The organism is Aggregatibacter segnis, assembly GCF_003130075.1.
GTDB lineage: Bacteria > Pseudomonadota > Gammaproteobacteria > Enterobacterales > Pasteurellaceae > Aggregatibacter > Aggregatibacter segnis_A.
Genome location: NZ_NRCW01000002.1, coordinates 224,997 through 243,341, shown reverse-complemented (window position 1 = coordinate 243,341; position 18,345 = coordinate 224,997). Strand labels below are relative to the sequence as shown.

Genomic DNA, 18,345 nt, shown 5'->3' with positions numbered 1-18,345 from the left:
CGATATAAGTAAAGGAGCTACATATGAAAAAATCCTCTTTGTTAGCGGCATCGGTTTTTATCGGTTTGTTACCGTCCTTCGGTGTTTTAGCTGAAGAACAGGAAAAAACATGGGTAGATGAACAACATCAAGAAATACGCACCAAACTGCATAGTTGGGCGCATGCGATGGATGAATGGATGGGAGAGCCAGATCCCAATCAGTCAGCGACTGCCGGATTGCGTATCATGTTGGATAGCCAATGGAATCATTATGATCACTTTTCTATGAAACCACGCGTCCGTGGGAAGATTCGCCTACCGACCTTGAAAAAACAGCTGAGCTTGGTTTTCGGGGATGAAGATTTAGATAATGAATCACGAGACAAAAAACACATCGGTAAGGTCTATAACCAGCCATTGAATAAAAATAAACATTATGATCGGCGTCAAACACGGGAAGATAATGCCTCGGTCGGTTTACGCTGGTCCGACTCCATTAAAAAATTAGGTATCGATACCGATCTCGATCTGGGTATTCGTTCCGGTAGCGATATTTATTTGCGCTTTAAAGCGGGAAAAGAATGGCTTATTACTGATCGTTTCTCTACACGGTTGGAGCAAATTTACCGCTACGGAACCAATAGTAAACATTATTTGCGGACGAACTTTGAAAACAAGTATCGGACTTCAGATAACACCTTTATCGCTAATCAGCTGTATTTGCAGTCCGAACATGATGTAGATGAAAAAAATTCTTGGGGAAACAGTTTTTATCGTCAACACGATTTCAATAACTATAAACGGCTGAATTATGGCATTTTTATTGGTGGTGATATCGATAATAAACAATTTCATATTAACCAATACGGCCCATTTATTACTTGGCGTCAGCCGATTTTGCGTCAGTGGTTTTTTATTCAGCCTGAACTGAATTACTACAATGATAAAAACCAGGATCGCCGCCATCATATCGGTGCATTTTTACGTTTAGAAGCCATCTTTTAAAATAACGTAACGCATTTTTATTGTCTGATGGCTTATTGTTGAAATAGAGGGGATAAAGTGCGGTGGATTTTGAAGGTATTTTTTAGAAAAGCGTAATTGAATATTTAAACAATTTCATGGCGGCACGCATTTTCCGTTGCGTGCCGCCATTGTTTTATATACTGCTATTTAGCAATTTGACTTCTCTTACCGACATGGTCATTCCATCAATCAACAACAATCTGCCGCATAAATTCGTGCCGATTTTTAACCGCACTTTGATGGCTTCCAAGGCTTGAATAGAACCAACTAAGCCGACAATCGGTGCCAACACACCGGCTTCTACACAGCTTAACACGTTGTCGCCGAATAAGCGGCTGAGCGTATGATAGGTTGGTGTGTTGTCTTCATAAGTGAAAACAGAAACCTGTCCTTCCATACGAATTGCCGCACCGGAAATGAGTGGAATTTTATGTGCGGCACAAGCTAAATCTAATTGATTGCGTGTCGTGATGTTGTCGGTGCAATCCAATACCATATCAAATTTGCTAACTAAGTCGTGAAGTTGCTGTTCATCCAATAATTGATGGATAGTGTCCACCTGAATGTGCGGGTTCAGACGTTGCAAGGAAAGTTTCGCTGATTCCACTTTTGGCATACCAAGGCGACTGTCATCATGCAACACTTGGCGTTGTAAGTTAGATAAATCCACGGTGTCGAAATCCAGTAAGGTCAAATGACCCACACCGGCAACGGCTAAATATTGGCCGGCAGCACAACCTAATCCGCCGAGACCAACAATCAACATTTTTGTATTCTTTAGCGTTTCCTGCCCGTCAAAATCAATGTCCTTCAACACGATTTGACGGTTGTAACGCAATTCTTCTTGATGAGTTAATTCCATAACAAACTCAATATATTAGCGTAATAAATCGTTGAAAGGCTCGATGGTGACGGTTTCGCCCGCGGCAATGTTGCCACGCTCTTGTTCCAGCACGATAAAGCAGTTGCTTTTCACAAAGGAACTAAACAAATGCGAGCCTTGGAAGCCCACCGGTTGCACTTCAATTTGCCCTTGTGCGTTGAGTTGATAGAAACCCCGTTGGAAATCCAAGCGTCCCGGGGCTTTTTTCAGATTGCTCGCCGCAATGGCCGGTAAACGCATTGGGGCTCTCCATTGACTGTAACCGCTTAGTTTGGCAATTGCCGGTTGTACTAATTGATAGAAAGTGACCAAAGCTGACACCGGATTGCCCGGCAAACCACAGAACCAGGCTTTTTCTAATTTACCAAAAGCAAAAGGTTTGCCCGGTTTAATGGCGATTTTCCAGAAGTTGATTTTGCCGACTTTTTCTAAAATATGTTTGGTGAAATCCGCTTCCCCCACAGACACACCGCCACTGGTGATCACCAAATCCGCTTGTTGTTGCGCGTCTAAAAAGGCTTTTTCAAATTGTGCTTCGTTGTCCGGTAAAATGCCGAAATCCAATACGTCGCAATTGAGTTTTTCTAACAACAGTTTTACGGTGAAACGGTTCGTATCATAAATTTGACCGGCTTGTAACGGTTGACCGACCGGAACCAGCTCATCGCCGGTAGAAAGCACGGCCACTTTTAAACGTGGAAACACAGCCACTTTTTCAATGCCTAGAGAGGCAAGGAGGGGTAAGGATACCGCGTTTAACAATGTACCTTGTTGTAATACCACATTGCCTTCTTTCACATCTTCCCCAATACGGCGAATGTTTTGACCCAATTTAGGCAGACTGGTGAACGTTACTGAGCCATCATCGTTCACTTGGACATCTTCTTGCATCACCACCGCATCAGCACCTTGCGGAATCATCGCACCAGTCATAATTCTGACTGCACTTTGTGCTGTCCATTCTCCCTCAAAAGGCGCACCGGCAAAGGCTTTCCCGGCAACAGAGAGTGTCATGGATTGTTGTAAATCTGCCAACCGTACTGCATAGCCGTCCATCGCAGAGTTATCGAACGAAGGCACATTAATCGGAGAAACGACATTTTCAGCACAAATTCGTTGACTGGCTTGATGTATCGGCAACGTTTCCGTGCCAGTCGGAGAAGGAAGTTGATTTAACATTTGTTCAAGTGCTTGAGACAGTGGCAACATACGGAATCCTTGTAAGAATAAAAAAGTCCGCCCATTATACTCGGGCTTTAGGATGTTTCAAAAAATACTTGTAAGAGAACAGGTTGAAATAGGTTTTAAATAAAACTTTTCATGGAGGATAGTCATTATCTTCATTTTATTATTGCCGGTGATTTTGTTAAAATGCGGCATTATTTTTATTGGGAGCAGTAAATGAACGATATTTCACCTGAAGCAGAGAAAGTCCGCACGGCGCTGGTTCAGAAAGGAATTGAAACACCGATGGCGGTGTTGAATGAAACAAAAGATGATCGCCGCACAAAAATCGAACAACACATGCAGGAAGTTTTGCGTTTAATCGGTTTGGATTTAAATGATGATAGCATTGAAGAAACCCCGTCACGTCTTGCAAAAATGTTTGTGGATGAAATCTTCAGTGGCTTGGATTATGCCAACTTCCCGAAAATCACCAATATCGCCAATCGTATGAAGGTGAGCGAAATGGTGTTAGTCAATGATGTTACCTTAACCAGCACCTGCGAGCACCATTTTGTCACGATCGATGGCATGGTTTCCGTGGCTTATTACCCTAAAAACTGGGTGATCGGGTTATCGAAAATTAATCGCGTAGTGGCATTTTTCGCCCAACGTCCGCAAGTGCAGGAACGTTTAACAGAGCAAATTTTATTGGCTTTTCAAACGATTTTGGAAACGGAAGATGTGGCAGTGTATGTGAAGGCCACCCATTTCTGTGTGAAATGTCGCGGCATTAAAGACACCAACAGTTATACGGTGACATCCGCCTTTGGTGGAGTATTCTTAGAAGATCGTGAAACACGCAAAGAATTTTTGAGTTTGATTAATAAATAATCTTGCGACGGATTCGTCGGTCGCTCAATTAAATTAAAAGTGCGGTGGATTTTAGAGGCGTTTTAAAACGTTTGAAAAATCCACCGCACTTTCATTTCTGCTGTATTAAATCAATCCTGATACAATGCGTTATACACGCCGCTTTCAAATTGTACCAGCGGGGCACGTTTGGTTTTGCTTTCTAAATCGCCGGTAGAATATCCATTGATGAATTGTACGAATGCCACTTTTTCACCACGTGCGTTGGTGAGGTAGCCTGCCAAATTGTACACGCCTTTTAATGCCCCGGTTTTAGCTATCACATTTTTTATTAACGGCGGATTGATTAAGGAGCCGCGTCCGCTCAATGTGCCATCAACACCGGCAATCGGGAAGGTGTCCAGCAAATGTAATTTGTCTTCATTTTTAGCGATGTAATCCAATACCTGTAACATGGTTTGTGGTGCGACCAAATTATGGCGGGAAAGCCCGGAACCGTCAGCAATAATGCTGTTACCAAATTTAATGCCTACCTGCGATAACACGCTTTTCATCGCTAATGTACCCAATTGGAACGATGCAGGGCGTTTATATTTATAATAAGCAATGGTACGGAACAAGGCATCGGCAATTTGGTTATCGGATTTTTTCATCATTTTCTTGATGAGTTCTGGCAACGGTTTCGAAAGATGTTGTGCTAAAACCTGTCCTTGTTGCTGACGATAGGGTTGTTGCACTTGACCGTTAAATTCAATGTTCAGGCGTTTTAGCTGACGTTGAATAATCGCCGCAGCGTAAGCATCAGGATCTTGTACGGCAAAACTCAATCCAAAAGGCTTGGCTTGGCGCGCTAAACAACCTTTCACTTGATAGCGGTTATTGTCGTGTACCACCGCATCTAATTGGCAATAGCCGGCTTCCTCTTTACCAGCCACATAAACCTGTCCAAACACTTGAATCGGGTACTGTGACGGCACGTTAAATTTAACTTGTTGTCCTTCCGGCAGGTTCGCATCAATATCCACATAGAAGCAGTTATTATCAATGTTTACCGCCGCAGGTGGAGAATTAAAACACATGGTCAGGTCGTTCCAAATCCAACCTAAACCGCGATCATGACCGGTAAACACAGAGGTATCCAAGATCAAATTGCCGGTGATTTTATTGATGTTTTGTTTCTTTAATTCTGCGAATAAGTTGAATAATTGTCCGCTGGTGAGATCAGGGTCTCCTGTGAAACGTACGATTAAATCGCCGTCGAGTTGACCATTTTGTACTTTTCCGTTGGTTAAAAGAGCGGTCTGAAATTGAAATGAATCGCCGAGCGCTAATTTTGCCGCCAACGCGGTGAACACTTTTTGTGTACTGGCGGGTAACATGAAGGTTTGCCCTTGATAGTCGGCAACAATCTTATTTTGATTAATGTTTTTGGCGATAAAAGCCAAATTTGCACCCTCAGGTAGTTTGTCGAGGTAATTGTTTACATCAACATTGGCAAAAGTCGAAGTGGTTGCTGTTAAGCCAAGGAAAAAACAGATTTTTTTGAACATACGAAATGAGTAAAACTGACACATAATTTAGACTTGAGGTTGCTATTTTTTTTCAGGCGAACAATAATAGTACGCGAATACGCGGGAGTAAATGCTTTTCTCCCTCTATAACGGATTAATTTATGCTGTGGAATCCCTGGGATTCCACGGTTTTTCTTTTGTTTAAATTTAGGGAAAAGAAGAATGCAACAAATTCCAATGACCGTTCGTGGCGCGCAATTATTGCGTGAAGAACTGGATTATTTGAAGAATGAACGTCGTCCGGAAATTATCAAAGCCATTGCAGAAGCACGTGAACATGGCGACTTAAAAGAGAATGCGGAATATCATGCAGCGCGTGAACAACAAGGTTTCTGCGAAGGACGCATTCAAGAAATCGAAGGTAAACTCGGTAACAGCCAAATAATTGATGTCACAAAAATTCCCAATAACGGCAAAGTGATCTTTGGTGCAACGGTGGTGCTATTTAATACCAATACAGATGAAGAAGTGACTTATCGTATTGTGGGCGATGATGAAGCCGACATTAAAAACGGGTTGATTTCTGTGAATTCGCCGATTGCTCGTGGTTTGGTGGGTAAAGAAGTGGACGATGTCGTCAATATCACCACACCGGGCGGTGCGGTTGAATTTGAAATTATTGAAGTAGAGTATGTTTAAACTCACTAAAACGGATAATAAAAAGGCAGTTTTAAACTGCCTTTTTTCATGTTTACTTTTTAGGTTATTTACGCGGAAGTTGGATTTTATTTTCTTCACTTGGGCGATACAACACTAATACATGACCGATAGTTTGTACTTCCGCAGCACCGGTTTCACGCACGATAGCATCAATAATTAATTGTTTGGTTTCACGATCGGAACCGTTGATTTTCACTTTAATCAATTCGTGATGATTGAGTGACAAATCAATTTCCGCCAACACGCCTTCCGTTAAACCATTGCCACCGAGCATGACCACCGGACTTAAATGGTGGGCAAGGCCTTTTAAATATTGTTTTTGTTTGGTTGATAATGTAATTGACATAATAATCTCGTTGAAAAAATTGATGGCTGATTCTAAAGCAAAACGGGCGTTTTAGCTAATAAATTCTGATGAAAAAACGCCGCTAAAAAACACCGCACTTTTAGGCTTCTTTCTGTGTCAAATAACGTTCAACCGTATCCACAATAGCTTGCGTTTGCGGATCGATTTCAATATTGACTTTGTTACCGATGTCTTTCTTGCCGATCAATGTACGATGAATTGTTTCCGGAATGAGATTCACGCAGAAGCTTTGTTCACGGACTTCACCGATGGTTAAACTAATGCCATCCACGGCAATAAAGCCTTTGGTTAACACATATTTCATCATGGCTTTATTTGGCAGTTGGAACCAAATTTGTAGGTTGTTTTCGGAAGGGATTCGTTCAACGATGTCCGCCGTGCAATACACATGGCCGGATAAAATATGTCCACCGATTTCTGTGCCCATTTGCATGGCGCGCTCGATATTCACAAAATCGCCGATCTTTAACTCGCCCAAATTAGTGATTTTCAAGGTTTCTTGCATTAAGTCGAAACTCACCAAATTGCCTTTGATTTCCGTGACAGTTAAACACACGCCGTTGTGCGCAACAGACGCACCGATTTGTAATCCTTTCAGCATTTCTTGTGGCATTTCCACCACGTGTGTTCTAAAATTAGTCCCTTCTGTAATAGCCTTAATTTGTGCCGTACCTTGCACAATGCCTGTAAACATAATGACCTCTCGACATCTATTTATTTATGAATGTAAACTTCGTCAAAGAATATCATATTGAAGCCAAAAAATTAATTGCTATCGCCATTCCGATTTTGCTTGCGCAAATTGCGCAAAATTCCATGGGGATGGTGGATACCATTATGGCAGGGCGCGTGAGTGCGGCTGACATGGCGGCTATTTCCGTCGGCGCATCCATTTGGTTGCCGTTGGTGTTATTCGGACACGGGTTGTTACTCGCCTTGCCTCCGACCATTTCCTATTTGAATGGCTCCGGTCAGCGTAAACGGATTGCTCATCAGGTACGCCAAGGCATCTGGATTGTGTTCTTTAGCTGTATTCCGCTCGGTTTATTGATTTATCACAGCGATGTTGTCTTACAAAACATGGATATGGAACCTCGTTTGGCGGAGATCACAAGCGGCTATTTACACGCCATGATTTGGGGCTTGCCGGGTTATTTATTAATGATTAATTTTCGTTGTTTAAATGACGGTATTGCCAAAACCAAGCCTGCCATGGTGATTGCTTTCCTCGGTTTAATGCTCAACATTCCCCTTAACTATATTTTCATTTACGGCAAACTCGGTATTCCGGCATTTGGGGCGGTGGGCTGTGGTATTGCGACGGCAATCGTGAACTGGATGATGTGTCTTCTCATGTTGACTTATTGTATGCGCGCGAGAAATCAACGTGATTTAAAGGTCTTCGACAAGATTATCGAACGTCCGAATGTGCGTACATTGAGCAAGTTGCTGAAACTTGGGTTTCCTATCGCCATGGCGCTGTGTTGTGAAGTGGCGTTGTTTGCATTAACTTCATTATTTTTATCGCCGCTTGGCGCCGATGTTGTGGCGAGCCACCAAATTGCCTTAAACACCAGTTCGTTTGTCTTCATGTTGCCTATGTCGATTGGCATGGCAACCACCATCTTAGTGGGACAGCGTTTAGGTGAAAAATCTCCACATGGGGCAAAATTGGTGTCGTATTCTGCCTTGGCGGTCGGATTATCGGTTGCGATAATCACTGCATTTTTAACGGTAATTTTACGAGAACATATCGCCGCTATTTTTGTGAAAGACGTTGAAGTGATTGCCATGGCAGGCACCTTATTATTAATTGCCTCGCTATACCAATTTTCTGACACGGTACAAGTGATTATCGGTGGCGTGTTGCGTGGTTATAAAGACACCAAAGCCATTTTATACATCACATTATTTTGCTATTGGGTTGTCGGTATGCCACTCGGTTACACATTGGCGCGTACCGATTTGATTATTACCGGTGGTATTGCGGCGAAAGGGTTCTGGATTGCCTTTATTGTGAGTTTAACCTTAGCGGCCATTTTATTAATTTATCGTCTCCGAAAAATTCAGCGTTTGCCGGATGAAGTCTTGTTAGCACGTTTAGAAAAATTGAAATAAAGAGAAGCCTGTTACCGTTGTAGCAGGCTTTTTTCATCTAAAGTGCGGTTGTTTTTTGAGATGTTTTTTTAGTGTTTAAAAGAGAATAATTCTCTTTTTCAGCTGAACCTTTTCAGCTATACTGTCGCCGTTTTTTGACTCGAAAAGGTAATGTTATGAAATTTAAATTAAGCCTGATTTCCACCGCACTTTTAACGGCGGTATCCATGTCTGTTTATGCGGAAGAAAAAACGGAAAATCTTGAACAAATCACTGTTGAAGATACCGGCATTAAGCAAAACGGTTATCAAACCACCGGGACCTCTGTGGTCTCAAAAGCCGAGGTGCCTGTGCTGGATACACCGAACACGGTCAATATTCTTTCCACCCAATTATTAAAAGATCGTAAACCCGAATCCTTAATTGATGCGCTTTACAATGTGAGTGGCGTTAGTCAAGCTAATACCTTAGGCGGCATGTTCGATTCCATTCAAAAACGCGGTTTTGGCGGCAATCGTGATAATTCGATTATGCGTAACGGCTTGCAAGCCGGCCCTGCCAAGAACTTTAGTGCCACCACGGAAACAGTCGAAGTCTTAAAAGGCCCAGCCTCTGTGCTTTATGGCATTCAAGATCCGGGCGGTGTCGTCAATATCATTACCAAAAAACCGCAACAAACACCGAAATATGTAGTGGGCGGCACATTGGGAAATCATCGTTTGTGGGGAACACAAGTGGATTTCACCGGCGGCTTAGGCAATGGCTTTGCTTATCGTTTTATTTATGACAAACAAGAAAAGAACTATTGGCGTAACTTCGGCAAAATTAAAAACACCACTTATGCGCCTTCTCTTTCTTGGGAAAATGACACCACCAAAGTCTTCGTGGCGTATGAGCATAAAGATATTCTTGAGCCGTTTGATCGTGGGACGAATTTATTAACGGCGACAAATTCTCTGCCGAATATTCCGGTCTCCCGCCGTTTAGACGAACCGAATAATGAAACCACGGCAAAAACCGATAACATTGATTTTAAAGTTGAGCATAAACTTAACGATAACTGGAAGTTAAACGCTGGTTATAACTATGCCCGTTATGAATATTTCTATAATCAAGCGCGTATTTCGAATATTAATGTTGCAGACACACCGATCCCTGCGGTTAAAAATAAAAAGGGCGTGATCACCTCTCCAGAATTAAAAGCACGCCATGTACGCCGAGCCATAGAGCAACAACAAGGCGATCAACGCGTGCATAGTGGCACATTAAATATCGTGGGTGAATTCGGTATTGGTGAGATTGCTAACCGTTTTGTCGCCGGTGTGGATGTTATGCGTAATATTCGTGATATTGGTCCAATTTATAACCAAGGCATCATGGATTCCGATATTAATATTGATCATCCAAACTACACCAATCCTGTTGCGCAGAAGAAAAACGGCAATGGCAATGCTTACCAATATAACTATTTAAAAACTGTCGGTGTTTACGTTCAAGATACCGCTTATTTCACTGACCGCTTTATTATGACCGGCGGTTTACGTTATGAATATTTTGACCAATTTGCCGGTCGCCATTGTTTAAATGCAGCAAATTGTGATGTGTCAAAAGGACAAAACGTAACGAAGACCGGTAATACGGATCAGCACGATGGTAAGTTGCTTTATCAATTAGGTGCGGTATATAAATTTACGCCTGATTTTGCCACTTTTGCTAATTACTCGGAATCCTTCCGTCCGCAAATGAGCGTTGCAACTCCTGTGAACGGCGATTTGAAACCTGAACAAGGCAAATCCGTTGAAATTGGTGCGAAGTATGAAAATGCCGGTTTTAATGCAACAGTTTCGTTATTTAACATCAATAAACGTAATGTGGCAGAAGCAGTGGGTAGTGGCGCTAATGCCGAATTAAATATCGTCGGCAAACAACGTTCCCGCGGTGTGGAATTTGACTTAAACGGTCAACTTACCGATCAGTTGAGCGTGGCGGCGAACTATACTTACACCAAAGTGAAATCCTTAGAAAATGAAAAATACCCTGACGCGGTGAATCAGCAGCTTTCCGGCGTACCGAAGCATCAAGCCTCCTTATTCTTGGCTTATAATGTGGGCGAATTTGATTTCGGCAATATCCGTGTTGGCGGTGGCGCTCGTTATTTGGGATCTTGGTATGCCTATACAAATAACTACGCGAAATCGTATAAAATTCCACATGCCGTAGTGTATGACGCCTTCATTGCCTACGATACCAAAATCTCCGGCAAGAAAGTGTCATTCCAACTTAACGGTAAAAACTTAACGGATAAAACCTACTTCCCATCTACTTCAGGCAATGCAACAAACACACTGATTCCGGTGGCGTTGGGTTATGGACGTGAGTTTATCTTTAATACCAAAGTGGAATTCTAATTAAATACATTCATCCCTAAAGGGCGTTTAACGCCCTTTCTTTTTGGATATTCAAATGGATTGGCAAACAGAAGTTAATAATAGTTTATCTTGGATTTTGACCGCACTTTTGGGCGTGTCGGCGGTGTTGGCGGTATTGGCATTGGCGCTTAAACGAACAGACTTCGGGCAACGCTTTTGGCTGATTACACAACCTTGTGTGCAAACCTCATCGGCATACAAAATTATCGGTTTGCTTTTATTGTTGCTAACCTTGATTTTGCTGGAAGTGCGAATCAGCGTGCTGAATTCCTTTTTCTATAACGGGCTTTATACCTCGTTACAAGAACAAAAAGCTGATGCCTTTTGGTTTTTTGCCGGGCTGAATGCCTTGTTGGTGATGTTCAAAATCGTGCATTCCATTATCAATTATTTTGTACGCCAGCTGTTTGAAATTCGTTGGTTAGAAAAACTCAATAATGAAATGCTAGTGCGTTGGTTGCGCCATAAAAATTATTATCGTCTGAAATACGAAAAAGAATTGCCGGATAACATCGATCAACGTATCGAACAAGATGCCCGTGAATTTATTAGCGGCACGGTTACCATGTTGCAAGGCTTGATTAATTCCGTGATGTCCACTATTGAATTTACGATTATTCTGTGGGGCTTGTCAGGGATATTGGTGTTGCTCGGCGTGCCGATTCCGAAAGGCGTGGTGTTCTTTATTTATATTTTTATCATCGTCGCCACCGCACTTTCCGTTTGGATTGGGCACCCGCTGATTAAATTGAATTTTGATAAAGAACGATTGAACGGGGATTACCGTTATTCCTTAATTCGCGTGCGTGATAACGCAGAAAGTATTGCGTTTTACGGCGGTGAAACAAAAGAGCGGTCAAATTTACAAGCGAAATTTCACGCTATCATTCACAACCGTTGGGTAATTGTGCGCCGTATGTTGGGGTTGGATGGATTTAATACCGGCGTGACGCAAATTGCCATGATTCTACCGCTCATGTTGCAAGCACCACGTTTCTTTGCCGGACAGGTGAAATTAGGTGATATGCACCAAACGGTGCAAGCCTTCAATCGCCTTATGCGGGCGTTGTCTTTCTTCCGCTTGTTCTATGAAGAATTCACGTTGTATCAAGCGCGTCTCAATCGTTTGTATGGTTTTTTTACCAAATTAGACGAATTAGACGGCACGGACATTCATCAGCCGGTGGAATGTTCTCATAGGGTATCATTGCATCATTTCGGGATTAAAGACGGCAACGGAAAAGTCTTGCTGAAGGATCTGAACGTGGATTTGCAAAATGGCGATGCTTTGCTCATTCAAGGCCCGTCAGGCGCAGGAAAAACCTCGTTACTCAAAGCCATTGCGGGGATTTATCCGTTTGATACGGAAGGTCTGGTAGAGCGTCCATGTAGCAACAGTCTGTTTCTGCCACAACGCCCGTATATGCCGCAAGGCACGTTACGCGAAGCGATTTGTTATCCGAATATTGAGCCTAAACGTGGCGAATTGGAGTTGGCTATGGAGCAGTGCCGTTTGAGCAAATACATTCCGTCTCTTAACGAATCCAACGATTGGCAAGCTATTCTTTCGCCGGGAGAATTGCAACGGGTGGCGTTTATTCGCATTCTTCTGATGCAACCCGATGTGATTTTTTTAGACGAAACCACATCGGCACTGGACGAACCGACGGAAGAATTGCTGTATAAAATCATCCGCAGCCGTTTCCCAAACATAATTATTCTCAGTGTCGGTCATCGTTGCACGTTGCAACAGTTTCATAATAAGCAGTTAGTGCTGTAAAAGTGCGGTGGTATTTGGGGACAAATTGGGGAAGACATTAAAAAATATCTTCCTCGCATTTTTGTGTGAGGGGAGAGGTTGAATCATAAAAAAACCTCAAAATTGACCGCACTTTTATCCTTCATCCACAATGTCCACAAATTGCGCATTTAAGATCTTCGCTAAATCTTGCGGAGCGAGTTCCACGCTTAAACCGCGTTTTCCGCCGGAAACGTAAATCTGATCAAAGTTTAAGGCGGAATGTTCAATGACGGTGGTGACTCGTTTCTTTTGACCTAATGGACTGATGCCACCTACCAGATAGCCTGTACTTTTTTGGGCTGCGTCTTTGTCTGCCATTTCTACTTTTTTCACCCCGAGGGCTTTCGCGGCTTTTTTTAGGCTTAACATGTGGCTGGTCGGTAAGACGAAACAGGCGAGTTTTTTCTGATCGCCATTCTCTGCCACTAATAAGGTTTTGAAGGATTGCTCGGGATTAATGCCTAATTTTTCAGCGGCTTCATCCCCAAAATGGGTGTTGTCAGGAGCATGATCATAATGGTGTAGCGTGAAAGGCACCTTGTGTTTTTTCAGTAAGTCAATCGCCGGTGTCATTGTATTTCCTCATGATAATTCAGTAAAATGTAGCCCGTTTATTTTACTGCGGAGAAAAAAATGAGTACAAGTTTAAATGTCGCCCTTGTTGCGGAATTTGATTTATGCGAGAAGTTGGCGGAGACATTAGAGCAGAGTCGTTTAGAAATTGAGAATTTATCCGTCGTTGAGCTTTTCCCTTTTAGTGAAGAACAAGGAATTCGGTTTAATAATAAAAGTGTCGAACAACGTCCATTAGACAAAACGGAATGGTCAGATTTCAATTATGTTTTCTTTGCCGGCGATGTAACGCATGCCGCGCATATGGCTAAAGCAGCACAATCCGGTTGTGTCGTGATTGATTTGAAAGGTGTGTGTGCCTCGTTAAATGATGTGCCGTTGATTGTGCCAAGTATTAATGATGAACAGTTAGTTGTATTACAACGTAACATTGTTTCGTTACCAGATCCGCAAGTCACTCAATTTGTTTTCTCTGTGTCACAATTTGCCCGCGAAAATACGCTTTCTCAGGTGCTAGTTACATCCTTATTACCGGCATCTTATATCGATAGTGATACCGTGAATAAACTGGCCGGGCAAACGGCGCAGTTGTTAAACGGTATCCCATTAGATGAAGAACAACAACGCTTGGCGTTTGATGTGTTCCCGTCTCCGAAATCGACAACAAGTCTTGCTGCGCAAGTAGAGAAAATTTTTCCTCAATTATCGAATGTGATTTTCCATCAAGTGCACGTGCCGGTTTTTTATGGCATGGCGCAAATGGTGACGTTGCGTTCGGAGTATGAATTTGACGCGCAAGCACAGCTTCAAGCATGGCAAGCCAATGAGCTTGTGGATTATCGTGAAGCGTCTGCATTGACACCGGTTACAAACGGGGAAGCTGAAGCCGGTGAAGCGCCTAAATTGCATATTGGTGGCTTAACCGCACTCGAAAACGGCATGCAATTTTGGTCGGTTGCCGATGAACAACGCTTTGATATTGCGTTGCTTGGCGTGAAATTGGCGGAATTGGTGTATCAAAAAGGGTATTAGTTTAAGTTAAAAGTGCGGTAGAAATTCACCGCACTTTTTTGTTGTCAGAGAATCCATCATGTTTTTATTTTCAAAAATCAGAAGTGCAATCAATAAATATCACAGAAGAGCCATTAATCGTGAATTAAGAGCGCGATTACAAAATCACGGAATGTCTGTGCTGTCGAGTAATTGTGTTGGTGCGTTCATTTTGCACGATTTAAACGAGCCGTTTAATTCGCCTTTTGTGAATTTATTTATTAAACCGCGGGATTTTATTCGTTACTTGCAAAATATGTCCCATTATCATCAGCAAACCTTGGTATTTAAGCCGAGTGATAAAGCGTATCCCATTGGTTGGTTGGACGACATTCCCATTCATTTTATGCATTACCGCAGCGAGCAGGAAGCTCAAGAAAAATGGGAAACCCGTTTAAAACGTGTCAATTTGGATAATTTATTTATCATTATGACGGATAAAGACAGCCCTCAAGGTATGATTGAAGAAGAGCTTGAAGCCTTTGATCGCTTACCCTTTAAAAATAAAGTGGTGTTTACCCATAAACCTTATCCGCACTTGAAATCGGCGTTTTATATTCGTGGTTTTGAGCAAGATGATCAGGTGGGCGATTTATTCGCATTCTCTGGTTGGAACGGCAAAAAATATTACGATCAATTTGATTACGTAGCCTGGTTTAACCAAGCTTAAATGCAATTTACGATAACAAGAGAATAAAAAAGTGCGGTGGATTTTCACCGCACTTTTTTCATGGTGAGTGAATTTAATTTTCCATTAATTGTTTAATTTGCGCCGTGCCTAAATGCCCTGGTAAGGTTTTTTGAAGGGTGAAATTGGCATCTAATACCAAGCTAGAAGGATAACCTCGAACTTTTCCGCGTTTAATGACTTCGCCGCTTTCATCGAGCAACACAATGACGTTTTTGTAATCCAAGCCTTTGTACCACTCAATAAAATCTTGCGTTTCCTTTTCGCCTTTGGCTTCTGGAGAAACGATGGTGATAACGTCAAAGTTTTTGCTTTGATCGGCACTGAGTTCGTTAATTTCCGCTAAACCGGCAAGACAAATCGGACACCAAGACGCCCACGTTTTGACGTAAACCGGTTTGCCTTTAGTGGTAACTTGATCGAGTGTGACCACCTTGTTATTTAAGTCCTTAAATTGAATGTCTTTCAATGAGTTTTCTCCTTCGGCAAAGCTATTTACGCTGAATGCCATTAATAATAATGCAATAATTTTTTTCATAGTTAATATTTCCTTTTATTGTAAGTTATTGGTGATGAGTAAAACACCCATGACGATAATTAATAATCCACCGACAATTTTGAATTTACCTAAGTGTTTATTCAGTGCTTTGCTGCGTTTGAGTAATTCTTGGGAAAACAAAGAGAACAGCACAAACGGGGTAGCCAAACCGAGTACATAAACCAACATCATTCCTGCGCCATATAATGCAGATCCTTCGTCACCGGAAAGTGCCAAAACGGAAGCCAAAATCGGACCGATACAAGGTGTCCAGCCAAGACTAAAGGTCAGTCCGAGGAAAAAGGCTTCAAAGGAGGCACTTTTGCCTTCGGTTTTCACTTCTACCACTTTGGTTCTTTCTAAGAAATTCAACTTGATAATACCTAATTGGTGAATTCCTAAAATAATGACGATAATGCCGGCACCGATTCTAACGGTGTCATTAAAGAACAAATTGCCGAGAAAACCGAAACTGAATCCAAGGCTCACAAAGGTTAAGGATAAGCCTGCAATGAACAAAAAGGTGTTCAGAATCTTTCTGCCGCCTTTCGCCAAAATGCCAAAATAAATAGGAATAATGGGGAAGATACAAGGCGACAAAAAGGAGGCGAGACCAGCAAGGAAAACCGTGCCAATTAATAGTTGCTGATCAAACATTCTTTACTCCTTCACCGCATTAATCAGGTAGCCATAGTTTTCTTTTGTCATATCTTCCAATGGAATGAATTTGATCGATGCGCTGTTAATACAATAGCGCAAACCACCTTTATCTTTCGGGCCATCGTCAAATACATGACCTAAATGGGCTTTTCCGCTACGGCTGATGACTTCCGTTCTGAGCATATTAAAGCTGTGATCGTCTTGATAAGTTACCACCTCTTTAGTAATCGGTTTGGTGAAACTCGGCCAACCACAACCGGACTCAAATTTATCCTTGGAGGAGAACAACGGTTCGCCCGTGGTGACATCCACATAGATGCCCGGTTTGAAGTTATCCCAATATTCATTACTGAAAGAATGTTCGGTATTTTTGTTTTGTGTCACGCTATATTGCAACGGTGTTAATTTGGCTTTGAGCTCCGCATCGCTTGGTTTTGGATAATCTTTCTCATCAATGATGACGTTATTGGCTTGCTCCAAATCGATGTGGCAATAGCCGTTTGGATTTTTCTTTAAATAATCCTGATGGTAGTCTTCCGCCAACACGTAATTGCGTAACGGTTCCACTTCAACTTGAATTTTGTTTTTGTATTTTCCTTGCAGTGCGGCAAGTTCTTTTTCAATCACAGCTTTATCCGCTACGTCTTGATAATAAATACCGGTGCGATATTGTCTGCCGCGGTCATTGCCTTGCTTGTTGACACTAGTCGGATCAATGACTTGAAAATAATATTTCAGTAACTTATCTAGCGAAATTTTATTGCGATCATAGGTCACTTTTACCGTTTCTGCGTGATCCGTAATGCCGATCATTTGGTAACTGGTTTTGTCACCTTTACCGTTAGCATAGCCGGATACGGCATCTTCCACGCCGTAAATACGTTCCACGTAAGCCTCAATGCCCCAGAAACAGCCACCGGCTAAATAAATTTCGTGGATATCTTTTGTTGCTTCGGACATGTTGCTTTTCTCCATGGTTGATTGAACGTGATTTTCTGCCATAACACTTGTCGGGATTGCCGCACAGGATAAAAGTGCGGTCAATATCAGGACTAATTTTGATTTTTTCATGAGAACTCCTTGGTAACTTGAAAAGAATGTAATGCCGATTTCTTTGTATTTATTAGACGAAGTGGCTAGGGCTTTCTTACACATTTTTCATGAATTTTAGGCACAATTAAATCATGAATAGAAAGAAGAACGTATGATAAAAAGAAATTTTATCGAAAAAATAATTGGGCTATACTGAGCACCTTTTGATTTTTGAGGAAAGAGGATTGGCGATGAAAAAAATAGAAACCTTGTTTGCCAACAATTATGCGTGGGCAACGAAAATGAAAGAGGAAAACTCCACTTACTTTCAAGAATTGGCAGAGCATCAACAGCCGCATTACTTATGGATTGGTTGCTCAGATAGTCGTGTACCGGCAGAGAAATTGACGAACTTGGAGCCGGGAGAATTATTTGTTCATCGTAACGTGGCTAACCAAGTGATTCATACAGACTTTAACTGTCTCTCCGTGGTGCAATATGCCGTGGATGTGCTGAACATCGAACACATCATTATTTGTGGCCATACAAATTGTGGCGGTATTCATGCTGCAATGAATGATAAAGATTTGGGTTTAATTAATAATTGGTTATTGCATATCCGAGATATTTGGTTCAAACATGGTCATTTGCTTGGCAATCTTTCACCGGAACGACGTGCCGATATGTTGACTAAGTTAAATGTGGCGGAGCAGGTATATAATTTGGGACGTACTTCCATTGTGAAAAATGCCTGGAAAAACGGCAAGAAATTATCTCTGCATGGTTGGGTTTATGACGTGAATGATGGTTTCTTGGTTGATCAGGGTGTAATTGCCACCAGTCGTGAAACTCTCGAAATTTCTTATCGCAATGCGATTGCTCGTTTATTGAAATTAAACGAAGAAGAAATGTTGAAAAAAGATCATGAGCGAGAGGTGGAATAATATAAAAA

At 42.0% G+C, this 18,345-nt stretch carries 18 protein-coding genes; 9 read left to right on the top strand and 9 right to left on the bottom strand.

Annotated features, from left to right (window positions below):
* The first annotated feature begins 23 nt into the window (after positions 1 to 23).
* Entirely contained in the window at positions 24 to 986 is a 963-nt protein-coding gene (locus DK415_RS03055) for a hypothetical protein (protein WP_109432411.1), read from the top strand.
* A gap of 154 nt (positions 987 to 1,140) precedes the next feature.
* Here the strand turns inward: DK415_RS03055 and moeB are convergent, their stop codons facing one another.
* Both moeB and moeA read right to left on the bottom strand, forming a co-directional pair.
* Positions 1,141 to 1,869, bottom strand: a complete 729-nt coding sequence (gene moeB / locus DK415_RS03050; protein WP_109432410.1) for a molybdopterin-synthase adenylyltransferase MoeB — start codon at positions 1,867 to 1,869, stop codon at positions 1,141 to 1,143.
* A 15-nt stretch (positions 1,870 to 1,884) separates the two neighbouring features.
* Positions 1,885 to 3,099 carry a molybdopterin molybdotransferase MoeA gene (moeA, locus tag DK415_RS03045; protein ID WP_109432409.1) on the bottom strand — a complete coding sequence of 405 codons (1,215 nt, stop codon included), beginning with the start codon at positions 3,097 to 3,099 and terminating at the stop codon, positions 1,885 to 1,887.
* Between the two features lie 192 nt (positions 3,100 to 3,291).
* Between moeA and folE the strand changes: the two genes are divergently transcribed.
* A complete protein-coding gene (folE, locus tag DK415_RS03040; RefSeq protein WP_109432408.1) occupies positions 3,292 to 3,948 on the top strand; it encodes a GTP cyclohydrolase I FolE in 657 nt (218 codons plus the stop codon).
* 110 nt (positions 3,949 to 4,058) lie between these two features.
* On the opposite strand, the gene dacB is transcribed toward folE, so the two are convergent.
* Positions 4,059 to 5,477 carry a serine-type D-Ala-D-Ala carboxypeptidase gene (dacB, locus tag DK415_RS03035; RefSeq protein WP_109432407.1) on the bottom strand — a complete coding sequence of 473 codons (1,419 nt, stop codon included), beginning with the start codon at positions 5,475 to 5,477 and terminating at the stop codon, positions 4,059 to 4,061.
* A gap of 183 nt (positions 5,478 to 5,660) precedes the next feature.
* On the opposite strand from dacB, the gene greA reads away from it, so the two are divergent.
* Positions 5,661 to 6,137, top strand: a complete 477-nt coding sequence (greA, locus tag DK415_RS03030) for a transcription elongation factor GreA (RefSeq protein WP_109432406.1) — start codon at positions 5,661 to 5,663, stop codon at positions 6,135 to 6,137.
* Between the two features lie 64 nt (positions 6,138 to 6,201).
* On the opposite strand, the gene yhbY is transcribed toward greA, so the two are convergent.
* Together yhbY and DK415_RS03020 are read right to left on the bottom strand one after the other, a co-directional pair.
* On the bottom strand, positions 6,202 to 6,504 hold the full coding sequence (gene yhbY / locus DK415_RS03025; RefSeq protein WP_109432405.1) for a ribosome assembly RNA-binding protein YhbY: 303 nt from the start codon (positions 6,502 to 6,504) through the stop codon (positions 6,202 to 6,204).
* Between the two features lie 100 nt (positions 6,505 to 6,604).
* Positions 6,605 to 7,219 carry a riboflavin synthase subunit alpha gene (locus DK415_RS03020; RefSeq protein ID WP_109432404.1) on the bottom strand — a complete coding sequence of 205 codons (615 nt, stop codon included), beginning with the start codon at positions 7,217 to 7,219 and terminating at the stop codon, positions 6,605 to 6,607.
* Positions 7,220 to 7,245: 26 nt separating this feature from the next.
* Here DK415_RS03020 and DK415_RS03015 point away from each other — a divergent pair, with 26 nt between their 5' ends.
* The 3 genes from DK415_RS03015 to DK415_RS03005 all read left to right on the top strand — a co-directional run bounded on the left by DK415_RS03015 (position 7,246) and on the right by DK415_RS03005 (position 12,831).
* On the top strand, positions 7,246 to 8,643 hold the full coding sequence (locus tag DK415_RS03015) for an MATE family efflux transporter (protein ID WP_109432403.1): 1,398 nt from the start codon (positions 7,246 to 7,248) through the stop codon (positions 8,641 to 8,643).
* A gap of 155 nt (positions 8,644 to 8,798) precedes the next feature.
* Complete coding sequence (locus tag DK415_RS03010; protein WP_109432402.1) at positions 8,799 to 11,030, top strand: TonB-dependent siderophore receptor; 2,232 nt, start codon at positions 8,799 to 8,801, stop codon at positions 11,028 to 11,030.
* Positions 11,031 to 11,085: 55 nt separating this feature from the next.
* Positions 11,086 to 12,831: an ABC transporter ATP-binding protein/permease gene (locus DK415_RS03005; RefSeq protein WP_109432401.1), complete on the top strand. Its 1,746-nt coding sequence runs from the start codon at positions 11,086 to 11,088 to the stop codon at positions 12,829 to 12,831.
* A gap of 114 nt (positions 12,832 to 12,945) precedes the next feature.
* On the opposite strand, the gene ybaK is transcribed toward DK415_RS03005, so the two are convergent.
* Positions 12,946 to 13,425, bottom strand: coding sequence for a Cys-tRNA(Pro) deacylase (gene ybaK / locus DK415_RS03000; RefSeq protein WP_109432400.1), 480 nt, complete (start codon positions 13,423 to 13,425; stop codon positions 12,946 to 12,948).
* A gap of 60 nt (positions 13,426 to 13,485) precedes the next feature.
* Here ybaK and DK415_RS02995 point away from each other — a divergent pair, with 60 nt between their 5' ends.
* Together DK415_RS02995 and DK415_RS02990 are read left to right on the top strand one after the other, a co-directional pair.
* Positions 13,486 to 14,457, top strand: coding sequence for an oxidoreductase (locus DK415_RS02995; RefSeq protein ID WP_109432399.1), 972 nt, complete (start codon positions 13,486 to 13,488; stop codon positions 14,455 to 14,457).
* 58 nt (positions 14,458 to 14,515) lie between these two features.
* Entirely contained in the window at positions 14,516 to 15,145 is a 630-nt protein-coding gene (locus DK415_RS02990; RefSeq protein ID WP_109432398.1) for a DUF1919 domain-containing protein, read from the top strand.
* 73 nt (positions 15,146 to 15,218) lie between these two features.
* Here the strand turns inward: DK415_RS02990 and DK415_RS02985 are convergent, their stop codons facing one another.
* Genes DK415_RS02985 through msrB form a run of 3 tightly spaced genes read right to left on the bottom strand, consistent with a single transcriptional unit; the run spans position 15,219 to position 17,432 of the window.
* Entirely contained in the window at positions 15,219 to 15,701 is a 483-nt protein-coding gene (locus tag DK415_RS02985) for a redoxin family protein (RefSeq protein ID WP_109432397.1), read from the bottom strand.
* Between the two features lie 15 nt (positions 15,702 to 15,716).
* Positions 15,717 to 16,358 (bottom strand): cytochrome c biogenesis protein CcdA, encoded by a 642-nt coding sequence (locus tag DK415_RS02980; protein WP_109432396.1) that lies wholly within the window; start codon positions 16,356 to 16,358, stop codon positions 15,717 to 15,719.
* 3 nt (positions 16,359 to 16,361) lie between these two features.
* Positions 16,362 to 17,432, bottom strand: a complete 1,071-nt coding sequence (msrB, locus tag DK415_RS02975; protein WP_109432395.1) for a peptide-methionine (R)-S-oxide reductase MsrB — start codon at positions 17,430 to 17,432, stop codon at positions 16,362 to 16,364.
* A 212-nt stretch (positions 17,433 to 17,644) separates the two neighbouring features.
* Between msrB and can the strand changes: the two genes are divergently transcribed.
* Complete coding sequence (can, locus tag DK415_RS02970) at positions 17,645 to 18,337, top strand: carbonate dehydratase (RefSeq protein ID WP_109432394.1); 693 nt, start codon at positions 17,645 to 17,647, stop codon at positions 18,335 to 18,337.
* The last annotated feature ends 8 nt before the right edge of the window (positions 18,338 to 18,345 follow it).

Bases quoted from the DNA above. Each gene is read 5' to 3' on its own strand.
- DK415_RS02985 (WP_109432397.1), bottom strand. From the start codon at position 15,701: ATGAAAAAAATTATTGCATTATTATTAATGGCATTCAGCGTAAATAGC.
- msrB (WP_109432395.1), bottom strand. From the start codon at position 17,432: ATGAAAAAATCAAAATTAGTCCTGATATTGACCGCACTTTTATCCTGT.
- greA (WP_109432406.1), top strand. From the start codon at position 5,661: ATGCAACAAATTCCAATGACCGTTCGTGGCGCGCAATTATTGCGTGAA.
- DK415_RS02995 (WP_109432399.1), top strand. From the start codon at position 13,486: ATGAGTACAAGTTTAAATGTCGCCCTTGTTGCGGAATTTGATTTATGC.
- can (WP_109432394.1), top strand. From the start codon at position 17,645: ATGAAAAAAATAGAAACCTTGTTTGCCAACAATTATGCGTGGGCAACG.
- DK415_RS02980 (WP_109432396.1), bottom strand. From the start codon at position 16,358: ATGTTTGATCAGCAACTATTAATTGGCACGGTTTTCCTTGCTGGTCTC.
- folE (WP_109432408.1), top strand. From the start codon at position 3,292: ATGAACGATATTTCACCTGAAGCAGAGAAAGTCCGCACGGCGCTGGTT.
- DK415_RS03015 (WP_109432403.1), top strand. From the start codon at position 7,246: ATGAATGTAAACTTCGTCAAAGAATATCATATTGAAGCCAAAAAATTA.
- DK415_RS03020 (WP_109432404.1), bottom strand. From the start codon at position 7,219: ATGTTTACAGGCATTGTGCAAGGTACGGCACAAATTAAGGCTATTACA.
- moeA (WP_109432409.1), bottom strand. From the start codon at position 3,099: ATGTTGCCACTGTCTCAAGCACTTGAACAAATGTTAAATCAACTTCCT.
- moeB (WP_109432410.1), bottom strand. From the start codon at position 1,869: ATGGAATTAACTCATCAAGAAGAATTGCGTTACAACCGTCAAATCGTG.
- DK415_RS03055 (WP_109432411.1), top strand. From the start codon at position 24: ATGAAAAAATCCTCTTTGTTAGCGGCATCGGTTTTTATCGGTTTGTTA.
- DK415_RS03005 (WP_109432401.1), top strand. From the start codon at position 11,086: ATGGATTGGCAAACAGAAGTTAATAATAGTTTATCTTGGATTTTGACC.
- DK415_RS02990 (WP_109432398.1), top strand. From the start codon at position 14,516: ATGTTTTTATTTTCAAAAATCAGAAGTGCAATCAATAAATATCACAGA.
- yhbY (WP_109432405.1), bottom strand. From the start codon at position 6,504: ATGTCAATTACATTATCAACCAAACAAAAACAATATTTAAAAGGCCTT.
- ybaK (WP_109432400.1), bottom strand. From the start codon at position 13,425: ATGACACCGGCGATTGACTTACTGAAAAAACACAAGGTGCCTTTCACG.
- DK415_RS03010 (WP_109432402.1), top strand. From the start codon at position 8,799: ATGAAATTTAAATTAAGCCTGATTTCCACCGCACTTTTAACGGCGGTA.
- dacB (WP_109432407.1), bottom strand. From the start codon at position 5,477: ATGTTCAAAAAAATCTGTTTTTTCCTTGGCTTAACAGCAACCACTTCG.